Raw genomic sequence first — 14,423 nt, forward strand, 5'->3', positions numbered from 1 at the left:
TTTAGTGTAATGAACATATAGCAAGACAATACAACTGCTTTTTTGTTTGTACAAGCGCACCAAAATTCAACAAAAAAGGCCCGATCAGAGATCAGGCCTTTACGCAATAAACAGAAAATCAATTACTTATCGCTTACCAATCAGCGCTTTCTTGAACGTACCGTCAGAACTGAACAATAATACGCCACGCTTATTGTCGGCCGTAGTAATCGACACAACGTAATCGCTGGTTGTGCTATCCTGCCCCGCTTTGTTGATCGTTGCGCCTGCATAGTTGGTTGTGATGTAGGCCGTAATAGCCGCTGGCAGACTGGATACGGCCACTTCTGTCAGAGTAGAACCAGGACCACCCGGACGACCATGATGCGTGCTATCACCTACGGCTGGTTTGGGATGGTGAAGCGAATCGCCATGCATGTGACGAAGCGAGTCGCCGGGTGCATGATGAAGAGAATCACCGGGCGCATGATGATGCGTTGAATCTCCACGCGCGTGACCAAATCGCATCTCAGCCTCTTTCACAAATGTTCCATCTGCCTTGAAGAGCAATAGTTTTAGCGAGTTATTCACCGTAATGGCAACCAGAAAATTGCCATCCGCATCTGTCCGGGCATCTTTGATGGTTGCCCCCGCATAGTTCGTTGTAATGTAGGTGGTAACGGCAGCTGGCAAGCTCGACACAGCGACTACAGTCAGGTTATGCGGTCCAGTAAGTGAACTACTGGTAACTCCACTCGTCCGGGCTGATGCATCATCCGTGGGATCAACGGCAGTCTTGTTGCAGGCATTCAACCCCACGACCAAAGCCACCACACAACTGAACACAAGCAATGTTTTCATACGTATCATCGGTTGGTTTTGTTAAAAAAATAAAACGAAAAAATAAGAGAGCACCAGCTTCGTTTTCTGGCACATCTCTCCTTACGTGATGACTATGCATAGCGTTGCAATGATCAAAAAAAAGAATACTAAAACGAGTAAATTGAGCAGATAGGGCCATATATGCCTGAAATAACAATATGGATCGACTAGGTAGTTAGTGGCCTTTCGCCTACAACCCAACCCAAAAAAAGGTAAGCTCAAGCAAGTAGCATTTATAGTAAAAACCGACATCCGCCTAATTCTGGCTACATTGGGACTAAAAGGCTTTTTTGTGAAAAGCGGGGCAATGCGTTATAAATCTTTACTTTTATAGCGTTTTATTTGCACAACGATTCGGTATTCCATATTCTATTTGGCCATTCTGCCAATTGTAAATATATTGTTCCATGAAAAAACAAAAAACCCGCCAGGCTCAGTCACAATCACTCAATGGTATGACACAATCGCAGGGTCAATCTGCGGCCAATTTTTCCTTTACAGATTATCAGACTGAGGATTTTTTTGATGAGATGTTTGCCAACGAGACGCAGGTGCGGGCCGGGTACGTCCCTTTTCAGCAGCGTGTTGAGCAACTCACCCGTGAGGACCTTATTGGTCGGCAGCACGCGGCCGAACGTGCGTTGATGAGCATGGGTATTACGTTCAATGTGTATTCGGAAGGCGAAGGCACGGAGCGGATTATGCCAATTGACATTATTCCCCGTGTAATTGAATCGGCCGAATGGAACCGGCTGGAAGAGGGTTTAATTCAGCGCATCAAGGCCATCAATATGTTCCTGGATGATGTATACAACGAGCAACGGATCCTGAACGACGGCGTTGTACCCCGCGATCTGATCGAGTCCAGTAAATCATTTCTGCCGGCCTGTCTGGGTGTACGCCCACCTAAAGGCATCTGGTGCCATATTACGGGTACCGATCTGATTCGGGGTGACGATGGGACAATGATGGTACTTGAAGATAACCTCCGTTGCCCATCGGGAGTATCTTACATGCTTGAAAACCGCGAGTTGATCAAACAGACTTTTCCCGAAGTACTCACTCAAACAGGTGTTCGGCCCGTATCTGATTACCCAATGCGTCTGCTCCAGATGCTTCAGTTCATTGCCGATCGCCCTAACCCGACAGTGGTTGTACTGACGCCCGGCATTTATAACTCGGCTTATTTTGAGCACTCCTATCTGGCCCAGCAAATGGGTGTTGAACTGGTTGAAGCCCGTGATCTTGTTGTATCAGGTGGGTATGTAAAAATGCGTACTACCAAAGGGTTTCAGATCGTAGACGTGATTTACCGACGCATCGACGATACATTCCTGGACCCTCAGGCCTTTAACCCAGACTCGATGATTGGGGTACCGGGCATTTTTGAAGTTTACAAAAAAGGGCGGGTGGCGCTGGCTAATGCACCTGGCACAGGTGTTGCCGACGACAAAGTGATTTATGCGTACGTACCCCGTATTATCCAGTATTATCTGGGCGAAGAAGCTATCATTCCAAACGTGCGGACCTACATTTGCCGGGAAGAAGACGATTGTAAATATGTGCTGGAAAATATTGAGCAGTTAGTTGTTAAAGAAGCGAACGAAGCAGGTGGATACGGCATGCTCATCGGGCCAAAAGCCACACCCGAAGAACATGAATTGTTTCGCCAGAAAATAAAGGAAAATCCCCGTAACTACATTGCTCAGCCAACCATCTCGCTCTCCCGGGTACCGTGCATAGTGGGTGACCATGCCGAGGGCCGTCACGTAGATCTGCGCCCCTACATTCTCTATGGCGATGGCGTCAATGTCATTCCGGGTGGCCTGACACGCGTGGCGCTTCGCAAAGGGTCGCTGGTTGTCAACTCTTCGCAGGGCGGGGGTGGTAAGGATACGTGGGTGCTGTATTAAGTTTGAAGTTTGTAGTTCGGGGTTTGACGTTCTTCGGGAACCAACGTCAAACCCCGAACTACAAACTTCAAACGTATAACTCCTTACCTTTACATCCCCAACTACTCAAAACCTGCTTTGCCGGATCTAAGTATCATAATTGTCAATTACAAAACCCCTCAGCTGATTCTTGATTGTCTGACTTCGGTTCATACCTATACCCAATCCATCAGTTTTGAGGTATTAGTCATTGATAATCAGTCAAACGATACCAGCCAGACCATTATCCAGGCATCTTTCCCAACAGTACGCTGGTTTCAGATGGGATACAATTCGGGCTTCGCACGAGCGAATAACCTGGGTATCCGGCAGGCACAGGGTCGATTTATTCTCCTTCTCAATTCCGATACACTTCTGATCGACGATGTTTTGGGGCATTGTGTTCAGGTACTGGATAAGCAACCTGATGTTGCCGCCGTTAGTGCACTACAATTACAGGCCAACCGTCAGATTCGCCCAAACCTCTATACAACCTTTGGGCAAATGCGCCGGGCATTCTACATTTTGCCCGGTGGCGAAGCTTCTGAACGATTTCTGAATCGGCTAATGCCTGATCCACACTATGCAGACCCTAACCAGGTCGAGTGGCTCTCAGGTGCTTTTCTGATGACTCGTCCTGCTGTCATTGCTAAAGCGGGCATGCTGGACGAGAGTTTTTTTATGTACGGGGAAGATGTAGAATGGGGGTATCGACTTGGGAAGCAGGGCCGACTACTGTTACTACGGGATCAGAAATTTGTGCATCTGGAATATGGCAGTAGTGAAGACAATCAGCAACATATTGTCACGCATATTAACCGCTTCAAATCGCAGGTTCAGGTATCGCAGTTACTATGGGTCCGAAAGCAGTATGGGATTGGTGCTTATCTGGTACTCATGCTGCATTATATCCTGATGATTCCCGTTGTATTCATCTGGAAAATAGCCGTTAATCTTCGCGATCGTCGGCGGCCCTGGGCAGATCTGGGCAACCAGTGGGCATTTACGAAACAGGTGGGTATCTTTCTGCGATTTTTCTGGAAAACGCTGCTTAATAAACCTGGATTTTATAAAGTCTGACAGCTCGCCAGAGGAAACACTAAAAGGGATACACTTTTTGGTACTGAAATCGTTGTAGTTGAAAACGGGATAATTTTATGCGGTTTGTTTACACTATTGGACTGATGGGCCTTTTTTTGGGCGCGGTGCTGTGTCCCACCAGTAGTCAGGCCACACACGTGCGGGCTGGGGAGATTACCACCAAACGGATTTCTCAAACCTCACTTACTTACCAGATTACTTTTACCGCTTATTTCGATGAGCTAGGGGGTAGAGCAGCATCTAACCAGGCGGAGTCATACACGATTTGTTTTGGTGATGGATCCACAGCCGAAGTCAAGCGAAGCATTCGAAAGGCGATCAATGGTAACACCTCATCCATTGACGTTTATACCACAACGCATACCTATCCGGGGCCGGGCGTGTATACCATTGGTGTTACCGTTCAAAACCGAAATCAGGGAACAATCAATTTACCTCCACCGGGTGAGTCACAGAATATTGCCTTTTTCGTATCGACAACGATTTTGATCAATGCAGCCCTGCTGACCAACTCCACCCCCGTCATGCTCAACCCACCCCTGGACTCAGGACGCGTGGGCCAGAAGTTCTGCCACAACCCAGCCGCCTTCGATGCCGATGGCGATAGCCTTGCCTACCGACTCAGTGTTCCCAAAACGTCCCTAACAACCAGCGGTTGCTCTGGACGAGATATCCCTGTCTATCAGACCCCAACTCGATTTAGTACCGCCAGTGAAGCGGGGGGCACCCCCACCTTTACCATCAATCCCATCACCGGCGAACTCTGCTGGGATGCTCCGGGCCAGATAGGACAGTACAACTTTGCCTTCATCATTGAAGAATGGCGCAACGGCGTGCTCATCGGGGAGATCACCCGCGATATGCAGATCATCGTCACCGATAGCCCCAACAAACGACCCCTCATTGCCCCCATCCCCGACCTATGCGTCGAGGCAGGCACCCTCATCACCCAACCCGTCACGGCCACCGACCCCGATGGGCAACGCGTCATCATCACCGGTTTCGGGGGCGTTTTCAACGTCGGCCAGGATGGACTCGCCCTGGCACCGGGCGAGCTGATCCAGCCCGCCTACGCCCGACTCATCAACGGGGGCATACCCCAGCCCCAGCCCGCCACGGCCACCTTCTCCTGGCAAACCAACTGCAACCAGCTCCGCGACGCCCCCTACGATGTGACCTTCAAGGTCAATGATGTGCCCAACAAACCCACCCCCTCGCTGGTTTCCTTCCAGACCTTCCGCATCCAACTGGTGGGACCTGCCATCAAGAACCTCACCGCACGGCCCACCGCCACGGCCAACGGCCGGGCCATCCAGCTCACCTGGGATGCCTACGCCTGCGGAACGGCGGGCACCACCATCACCATCTACCGAAAAGAAGGCTGTGAGGACAAGCCCCTGGGGCCCTGTGAGACAGGCGTGCCCGCAGGCTACACCAAGATCGCCACCGTGCCCAGCACCGCCACCACCTACACCGACACGACCACCCTCAAACGGGGCGTCTCCTACGCCTACCGGCTGGTGGCCGTCTACCCCGATGTCAATGGGGGCTTCAATGGAGGAGTGAGCCTGGCTTCCAACAAAGCCTGTCTGGAACTACCCCTGCTGGCACCCGTCATCACCCAGGTCACCGTCGATTCGACCAGCGCCACCGGCCAGATCACCGTCCGATGGACTCGTCCCCTGGGCCTCAACCCCGCCGACCTATCCGGTCCCTACCAGTACCGACTCCAGCGAGCCACCGATCTGAACGGCACCAACTTCGTGCCCATCGCGACCATCAACACCACCCTGCTGCCGACAGCCCCCGATACCATTTACGTTGATCGAGGAACACCCACCTCAACCCTCAACACGGCGAACAGTGCCTATCGCTACCGGCTGGAGTTCTACTACACCAACAACGGCACCCTGACCCGGCTCGATGTGACCGATGCGGCCTCCTCCGTTCGACTAGCTGCTGCCCCAGCCAACCGACAGATCGTTCTCTCCTGGCAGGCCAACACCCCCTGGTCTAACGATAACCAGACCCACGACATCTACCGGTCCCGGTCGGGTCCCAATGGACCCTTCAACAAAATCCGGGAAGTACGGGTGAGCACTCCCACCTACACCTTCACCGATGATGGCTCGGACACCTATGTGGTTGATGGCAACACCAGCCGGGTGCTCTCAGCCGACTCTTCCTACTGCTACCGGGTGATGACCCGGGGCCAGTACACCGATACCCAACTGAGCCGACTGGGCATCCTGCAAAACTACAGCCAGATCCTCTGTGCCCAGCCCGGCGACACCACCCGCCCCTGTCCGCCCAACCTGAGTGTCGACTCCTTGAACTGTGCCAGTCTGAGTACCGAAAGCCTCTGTGATCAGACCAGCTTCACCAACAAGCTGACTTGGACACCCGGCTCGGGTCCCACCTGCGATCCCAACATTGCCAGCTACAAGATCTATTATGGCCGCTACCGCACCGACACGCTGGGCGTGCTCAGTAGTGTGGATGCCCCCACCATGAAGTATGATCACAGTGGCTTGTCGACCGTAGCGGGTTGTTACTATGTGACGGCGGTCAGCAAGCGGGGCTTGGAGAGCAGCCCTTCCAACCAGGTGTGTGTGGATGCGTGCCCCAGTTTTGTGTTGCCCAATGTGTTCACCCCCAATGGGGATGGCAAGAATGATGTGTTTGCGCCGTTGCACTGTCCGCGGTTCGTCTCCAGTGTTAGTTTTGTGGTTTACAACCGGTGGGGTGCCAAGCTGTACGAGACGAGTGGAGCGACTCTGGCCTGGGATGGCAGGAGCAGTGATGGGGTGGACCTACCCACGGGCTTGTATTATTACCAGGCCAGTGTGCGTTTTGCCCTGCTGGACAAGAACGCTCTCCCCCAGATCATCAAGGGATGGGTTCAGATCCTGCGGGAAGGCGTATCGGCCAGATAGAGGTAACTAAGTGGAGTGGGTGGAGTGGGTGCAATAGGGACAGAGAAACCGACTGCATGCATTCCACCCACTCCACTTAGTTACTAATTTGCCATTAACACCTATCAAAAAGGGATACACTTTTTGGTACTGAAATCGTTGTAATTGAAAACGGGATAATTTTATGCGGTTCGTTTACACTATTGGGCTTTGGGGGCTTTTTTTAGGCATTGTACTATTTCCCTCTATAACTCAGGCCACACACGTGCGGGCTGGGGAGATTACCACCAAACGGATTTCTCAAACCTCACTCACCTATCTGGTTACGTTTACAGCCTATTACGATGAAGTAAAAGGCCGACAGGCGGCTGATCAGGCTGAACCTTATACCTTTTGTTTTGGAGATGGCTCTACCTTGGAAGTTAAACGGAGTCGTCGTCAATATATCAACGGTCGCACATCGTCAGTCAACTCCTACACGGCTATTCATACCTATCCGGGGCCGGGCGTGTATACCATTGGCATAACCGTGCCCAACCGAAACGCGGACACAAAAAATTTACCCCCTCCTGCTACATCTGATCAAATTCGTTTTTTCGTATCGACAACGATTTTGATCAATGCAGCCCTACTGACCAACTCCACCCCCGTCATGCTCAACCCACCCCTGGACTCAGGACGTGTGGGCCAGAAGTTCTGCCACAACCCAGCCGCCTTCGATGCCGATGGCGATAGCCTTGCCTACCGACTCAGTGTTCCCAAAACCTCATTGACAGATAACGGCTGTATTGGTAGAGACATTCCGGTGTATCAAGACCCAACCCGATTTAGCACGTCCAGTGAAGCGGGAGGCACACCCACCTTTACCATCAATCCCATCACCGGCGAACTCTGCTGGGATGCTCCGGGAGAAATAGGCCAATTTAACTTTGCGTTCATCATTGAGGAATGGCGCAACGGGGTGCTCATCGGGGAGATCACCCGCGACATGCAGATCATCGTCACCGATAGCCCCAACAAACGGCCCCTCATTGCCCCCATCCCCGACCTATGCGTCGAGGCAGGCACCCTCATCACCCAACCCGTCACGGCCACCGACCCCGATGGGCAACGCGTCATCATCACCGGTTTCGGGGGCGTTTTCAACGTCGGCCAGGATGGACTCGCCCTGGCACCGGGCGAGCTGATCCAGCCCGCCTACGCCCGACTCATCAACGGGGGCATACCCCAGCCCCAGCCCGCCACGGCCACCTTCTCCTGGCAAACCAACTGCAACCAGCTCCGCGACGCCCCCTACGATGTGACCTTCAAGGTCAATGATGTGCCCAACAAACCCACCCCCTCGCTGGTTTCCTTCCAGACCTTCCGCATCCAGCTGGTGGGACCTGCCATCAAAAATCTGACGGCAAGACCAACTGTGGCTGCCAACGGGCGAGCTGTCCAGCTCAGCTGGGATGCTTATACCTGCGGAAACACGGGCACCACCATCACCATCTACCGCAAAGCAGGTTGTCAGGTCGATGACTTGCCACCGTGCGTCACGGGTGTACCAGCAGGGTATACCAAAATAGCAGAGGTCGCTAGTACAGCCACTTCCTATATCGACACTACTACCCTTAATCGGGGAGGCAGTTACAGCTATCGGGTCGTAGCCGTCTATCCAGATGTCAATGGTGGATTCAATGGTGGCGTCAGCCTCTCTTCGAACAAAGCCTGTTTGGAGTTACCGCTATTGTCACCCGTCATCACACAGGTGACCGTCGATTCGACCAGCGCCAATGGACAAATCACTGTCAAATGGACCCGACCTCTCGGACTCAACCCCTCCGACCTATCCGGTCCCTACCAGTACCGACTCCAGCGAGCCACCGATCTGAACGGCACCAACTTCGTGCCCATCGCGACCATCAACACCACCCTGCTGCCGACAGCCCCCGATACCATTTACGTTGATCGAGGAACACCCACCTCAACCCTCAACACGGCGAACAGTGCCTATCGCTACCGGCTGGAGTTCTACTACACCAACAACGGCACCCTGACCCGGCTCGATGTGACCGATGCGGCCTCCTCCGTTCGACTAGCTGCTGCCCCAGCCAACCGCCAGATCGTTCTCTCCTGGCAGGCCAACACCCCCTGGTCCAATGACAACCAGACCCACGACATCTACCGGTCCCGATCAGGTCCCAATGGACCCTTCAACAAAATCCGGGAAGTACGGGTGAGCACTCCCACCTACACCTTCACCGATGATGGCTCGGACACGTTCCTGGCCGATGGCAACACCAGCCGGGTGCTCTCAGCCGACTCTTCCTACTGCTACCGGGTGATGACCCGGGGCCAGTACACCGATACCCAACTGAGCCGACTGGGCATCCTGCAAAACTACAGCCAGATCCTCTGTGCCCAGCCCGGCGACACCACCCGCCCCTGTCCGCCCAACCTGAGTGTCGACTCCTTGAACTGTGCCAGTCTGAGTACCGAAAGCCTCTGTGATCAGACCAGCTTCACCAACAAGCTGACTTGGACACCCGGCTCGGGTCCCACCTGTGATCCTAACATTGCCAGCTACAAGATCTATTATGGCCGCTACCGCACCGACACGCTGGGCGTGCTCAGTAGTGTGGATGCCCCCACCATGAAGTATGATCACAGTGGCTTGTCGACCGTAGCGGGTTGTTACTATGTGACGGCGGTCAGCAAGCGGGGCTTGGAGAGCAGCCCTTCCAACCAGGTGTGTGTGGATGCGTGCCCCAGTTTTGTGTTGCCCAATGTGTTCACCCCCAATGGGGATGGCAAGAATGATGTGTTTGCGCCGTTGCACTGTCCGCGGTTCGTCTCCAGTGTTAGTTTTGTGGTTTACAACCGGTGGGGTGCCAAGCTGTACGAGACGAGTGGAGCGACTCTGGCCTGGGATGGCAGGAGCAGTGATGGGGTGGACCTACCTACGGGCTTGTATTATTACCAGGCCAGTGTGCGTTTTGCCCTGCTGGACAAGAACGCTCCCCCCCAGATCATCAAGGGATGGGTCCAGATCCTGCGGGAAGGCGTATCGGCCAGGTAAGGAGAAAGGGAGGAAGGAGAAAAGGGAGGAGAGGGAGTAGGGGGAGGAAAGGGAGAGAGGACTAATTTGCCACTCTTTTATCCCATTCCTCCCCCTACTGCCTCTCCTCCTTTCCTCCTCTTATTTCATATTATGATATACCGTCTGAACGTCGTCGTCCTCTTCGATGCGTTCGATGAGTTTTTCGACATCGGCAACTTCTTCGTCGGTTAATTCTTTGTAATCGTTCGGAATACGCTCAAATTCAGCCTGTTTGATTTCGTAGCCTTTTTCTTCGAGGAACTTCTGAATGCTTCCGAAAGCGGTGAACTCGCCATAGATGACGTACTGGTTTGTATCCTCGTCAAGTTCAATGTCGTCTCCCCCAACGTCGATCAGTTCAAGTTCTAACTCTTCCTGGTCAATACCTTCTGCCGGAATCCGGAATACCGATTTACGATCGAACATGAAGTCGAGCATGCCTTGTGTGCCCAGACTACCGCCCAGTTTGTTCAGGTAGCTGCGCACATTGGCAACCGTCCGGTTGTGGTTGTCGGTAGCGGTTTCAATTACGAGCGCAATGCCGTGTGGGGCATAGGCTTCGTATACGATTTCTTTGTAATCCTCTTGATCCTTCGACGAGGCTTTTTTGATGGCCCGGTCTACGTTTTCCTTCGGCATGTTAGCCGCTTTGGCATTCTGGATAATAGCCCGAAGCCGGCCGTTGCTATCCGGATCAGGACCGCCACTTTTGACGGCCATCACGATGTCTTTTCCGATGCGGGTAAATGTCTTGGCCATTTGCCCCCATCGTTTCATTTTCCGGGCTTTCCGGTATTCAAATGCGCGTCCCATTGTTTTAATGAATAATGTAAAATGGAGAATGTAAAATGACAATATGCAAATTGGCATTAGCCATTATTCATTGTTCATTATACATTTAGTATCTCCTGTTGATTAAAAATTGATAAATCTACCTGCCCTCGCATCAAGTCCTCAAAGGTCTCGCGCTGGCGAATTACGTAGGGCTTGCCTTCGTAAACCAGTACTTCGGCAGGGCGAAAGCGGGCGTTATAATTCGATGACATGCTGAAACCATAGGCTCCGGCATTCTCAAACGACAGCACATCTCCCGGCCGAACTTCAGGCAAGGGGCGATCTGTGGCAAACGTATCTGTCTCGCAGATATAGCCCACCACGTTGTAGGTTTTCGTCGAGCCTGTTGGATTCGAGATGTTTTTGATGTCGTGATACGAATCGTACATCATGGGTCGAATAAGGTGGTTCAGCCCCGAATCTACCGCTACGAATGTCCGTGTTGGGTTTTCTTTGACGATGTTGGTTTTAACCAGCAAATGCCCGCTCTCGCTGACCAAAAATTTGCCGGGTTCGAACCACAATTCCAGGTTACGCCCGTATTGTTGGCAGAAATTCTGGAAAGCAGCCGACACCTGACGGCCCAATTCGGGAACATCTGTAATGTGGTCACCCTCTTTATATGCCACCTTGAACCCACTGCCAAAGTCAATAAACGTCAGGTTAGGGTAATCGCTGGCCAGATCGAACAACACGTCGGCTCCTTTCAGAAAGGCATTGGCATTTTTGAAATCTGAACCCGTATGAATATGCAATCCCACCACCGAAATTCCGTACTGTTCCACGATGGACAGCATATCGACCCGTTGCAGAATCGAAATACCGAATTTGGAATCGGCATGACCCGTCGAAATTTTGATATTGCCGCCTTCGCTGATGTGTGGATTGATACGAATGCTAACGGGCACCTGGCTTCCGTAGTTTTGTCCAACCCACTCCAGCAACGGCAAACTATCTACATTTAACTGTAGCCCCATGTCGATAGCTTCGCGGATTTCGCCAAACGAAACTCCGCTGGGCGTAAACATAATCTGACCGGGCGCAAAACCAGCCAGCATACCCATCCGCGCTTCGTTGACCGAAACCGAATCCATTTCTACACCCTGCTGCCGCATCAATTTCAAAATCGACACATTAGTCAATGCCTTCGCTGCGTATTTTATCTTCAGGTTGACCCCGGCGAATGAAGACCGGAGCAAGCCTATTTTTTCGATAATTTTGTCGGCATCATATACATACAATGGCAACCCGAACTCGTCGGCTATGTCCAGTACATCAACGCCCTGAATCTGGTAGGTTTGGTTATTTAGTTGCATAACTTTGTCAAACGAGCCGCAAAATTACGCCATCTTTCCCCCATGTACAAAATTCAATTCCTCTTACTACTCACGTTATTAAGTCCGTTGGTGGTATTTAGCCAGCAGACGTCGAAACGACCGGTACCGGTTGCTCGATCAACCCCAAAATCAGCCAGTCAAAATAACCTCCAGTCTGGCCCGATGGTTGGGTATTCGGAAATGCGCGAGGTGATGCTATGGGTACAAACCAAACAACCGGCCAAAGTCCAGATTCGCTATCATGAAGTCGACAAACCGACGGTTAATTACCTAACCAACGAAGTACAAACCAACCGGCAAACGGCTTTTACAGCCCACCTGCTCGCCGATCAGGTGGAACCCGGAAAAAAGTACACATACGAACTGTTGATCGAGGGCCAGAAGGTGAGCCTGCCCTACCCGACCCAGTTTCAGACCCAACCCCTGTGGCAGTGGCGGACCGACCCTCCGACGTTTCACTTCGGCGTCGGAAGTTGCACGTACGTCAACGAACCTGAGGTAGATCGCCCCGGCAAACCGTATGGGGATGGCTACGAGATTTTTACGTCGATAGCCGCCAAGAAACCCGATTTCATGCTTTGGACGGGCGATAACACCTACACCCGAGAGGTAGACTGGAACACACGCTCGGGCGTTCTCCGACGGTATACCCACACGCGCTCGCTGCCCGAAATGCAGCCGCTACTGGCCAATACGCACAACTACGCAACCTGGGACGACCACGATTACGGCCCTAATGACGCCGATCGGTCTTACTGGCTCAAACCCGTCACGCTCGAAGCCTTTAAGCTATTTTGGGCGAACCCGAATTTTGTGTTTCCTGAAGGTTGCGCGGGTACATTTTTCTGGAACGATTGCCAGTTTTTCCTCCTCGACGACCGTACATTCCGGGCACCAAACGACATGCCTGACGGCCCCGAGAAAGCCTATTATGGCGATAAACAGATACAATGGTTGATGGATGCGATGACGTTCAGCAAAGCCACGTTCAAGTTTATTGTAACGGGTGGTCAGATCGTCAACCCAACAGAAGCTTTCGAAAATTACTCCATTTACGGCACTGAACGCAACCGCTTATTCAAAGCCATTACCGATGCTAAGATTCCGGGCGTTCTCTTCCTCACCGGCGACCGGCACCACTCTATCCTTCACAAATTAGATCGGGCGGGAACGTATCCTTTGTATGATTTAACCATCTCCCCTCTGACATCGTCGGTGGCTCAACCGCGCGCGGATGAGCTAAAACAACCCACTTATGTGGCTAACACGTTAGTAGCTGAGCGCAATTTTGGCCTTCTGAGCGTCAGTGGCCCGTTGAAAGATCGGGTGCTAACCATAAAAGTCTACGACCAGAAAGGCACCGAACGCTGGACGAGAGAGATACGAGCTAATGAGTTGAAATAGGCCGAATTAGCTCACGCTTTCTGCGTTCTCGCTTGGCTTCGCCGAGTGAGGATTATTTTTAACGGCCTCTGGCCGGAGAATAGCAAATAAAGTTAAAAAACGGGCCAGAGGCCCTTAAAATGATAGACCTCACTCGGCGAAGCCAAGCGAGAACATGAGAAAGTAACAATTTTACGTAATATGACTTTCCACCAATTCCCCGATTATGCGACGCTGTCGCAGTATACTGCCGAGCACATTGCGGCTATTATCAATCAAAAGCCGGATGCGTTGCTGTGTTTAGCATCGGGTGATACGCCCATTGAAACCTATCACCGATTTGTGGATTTGGTAAAATCTGACAAAGTCGATATTAGTCAGTGTACGTTTGTTGGCCTGGACGAATGGGTGGGTTTCGGCCCGGAAGATGTGGGGAGTTGTTCGTATTACGTGTTCCGCGACCTGTTTACCCCTTTGAATCTTCGCCCCGAGCAAGTTCATGTATTCGATGCAAAAGCAGATGACCTGGCAGCTGAGTGCGCCAAAATCGATGCCATTATTAAGTCTAAAGGTGGGCTGGATGTATTGCTGGTGGGTATGGGCATGAATGGCCACATTGCGCTGAATGAACCCGGCACACCGTTTACACTGGGTTGCCATGTAGTTGAATTGGCAGAAAGTACGAAAACCGTTGGCCAGAAGTATTTCGAGAAAGAAACGACCCTGACCCAGGGCATCACCATCGGACTGCGTCACCTGACCGAAGCGAAGGAAGTCATTCTGCTAGTAAGCGGAGCGAAAAAAGCGCCTGTCCTACGCGATGCTTTACGTGGCCCCATAACAGAACAACTGCCAGCCAGTATCCTGCAAACACACGCTAATGGCCAGGTTTGGATCGATGAAGCCGCCGGAAGTTTGCTGACAGGTTTTTGAAATTTCAGTTTGAAGTTTGTAGTTTGAGGTCTGGAGTTAAGCG

General features: G+C 52.1%; 9 protein-coding genes. 6 read left to right on the forward strand and 3 right to left on the reverse strand.

Annotated elements, in window-relative coordinates:
• Nucleotides 1-126: 126 nt before the first annotated feature.
• The gene (locus tag EXU85_RS28485; protein ID WP_142775338.1) at nucleotides 127-840 is read right to left on the reverse strand and encodes a PepSY-like domain-containing protein; all 714 of its coding nucleotides are present in this window, start codon (nucleotides 838-840) and stop codon (nucleotides 127-129) included.
• 428 nt (nucleotides 841-1,268) lie between these two features.
• On the opposite strand from EXU85_RS28485, the gene EXU85_RS28490 reads away from it, so the two are divergent.
• From EXU85_RS28490 to EXU85_RS28505, 4 genes are all read left to right on the forward strand, one after another.
• A complete protein-coding gene (locus tag EXU85_RS28490) occupies nucleotides 1,269-2,774 on the forward strand; it encodes a circularly permuted type 2 ATP-grasp protein (protein WP_142775339.1) in 1,506 nt (501 codons plus the stop codon).
• A gap of 117 nt (nucleotides 2,775-2,891) precedes the next feature.
• Nucleotides 2,892-3,872 carry a glycosyltransferase family 2 protein gene (locus EXU85_RS28495; RefSeq protein ID WP_142775340.1) on the forward strand — a complete coding sequence of 327 codons (981 nt, stop codon included), beginning with the start codon at nucleotides 2,892-2,894 and terminating at the stop codon, nucleotides 3,870-3,872.
• A gap of 77 nt (nucleotides 3,873-3,949) precedes the next feature.
• Nucleotides 3,950-6,829 carry a gliding motility-associated C-terminal domain-containing protein gene (locus EXU85_RS28500; RefSeq protein WP_142775341.1) on the forward strand — a complete coding sequence of 960 codons (2,880 nt, stop codon included), beginning with the start codon at nucleotides 3,950-3,952 and terminating at the stop codon, nucleotides 6,827-6,829.
• A gap of 163 nt (nucleotides 6,830-6,992) precedes the next feature.
• Nucleotides 6,993-9,872, forward strand: coding sequence for a gliding motility-associated C-terminal domain-containing protein (locus EXU85_RS28505; RefSeq protein WP_142775342.1), 2,880 nt, complete (start codon nucleotides 6,993-6,995; stop codon nucleotides 9,870-9,872).
• 120 nt (nucleotides 9,873-9,992) lie between these two features.
• On the opposite strand, the gene EXU85_RS28510 is transcribed toward EXU85_RS28505, so the two are convergent.
• Together EXU85_RS28510 and lysA are read right to left on the reverse strand one after the other, a co-directional pair.
• Nucleotides 9,993-10,706, reverse strand: coding sequence for a YebC/PmpR family DNA-binding transcriptional regulator (locus EXU85_RS28510; RefSeq protein WP_142775343.1), 714 nt, complete (start codon nucleotides 10,704-10,706; stop codon nucleotides 9,993-9,995).
• Nucleotides 10,707-10,783: 77 nt separating this feature from the next.
• Nucleotides 10,784-12,043: a diaminopimelate decarboxylase gene (gene lysA / locus EXU85_RS28515; RefSeq protein ID WP_142775344.1), complete on the reverse strand. Its 1,260-nt coding sequence runs from the start codon at nucleotides 12,041-12,043 to the stop codon at nucleotides 10,784-10,786.
• 42 nt (nucleotides 12,044-12,085) lie between these two features.
• On the opposite strand from lysA, the gene EXU85_RS28520 reads away from it, so the two are divergent.
• Nucleotides 12,086-13,468 (forward strand): alkaline phosphatase, encoded by a 1,383-nt coding sequence (locus tag EXU85_RS28520; protein ID WP_142775345.1) that lies wholly within the window; start codon nucleotides 12,086-12,088, stop codon nucleotides 13,466-13,468.
• A 180-nt stretch (nucleotides 13,469-13,648) separates the two neighbouring features.
• Nucleotides 13,649-14,380 carry a 6-phosphogluconolactonase gene (locus tag EXU85_RS28525; protein WP_142775346.1) on the forward strand — a complete coding sequence of 244 codons (732 nt, stop codon included), beginning with the start codon at nucleotides 13,649-13,651 and terminating at the stop codon, nucleotides 14,378-14,380.
• Nucleotides 14,381-14,423: the final 43 nt, after the last annotated feature.

Source organism: Spirosoma sp. KCTC 42546, from assembly GCF_006965485.1.
GTDB lineage: Bacteria > Bacteroidota > Bacteroidia > Cytophagales > Spirosomataceae > Spirosoma.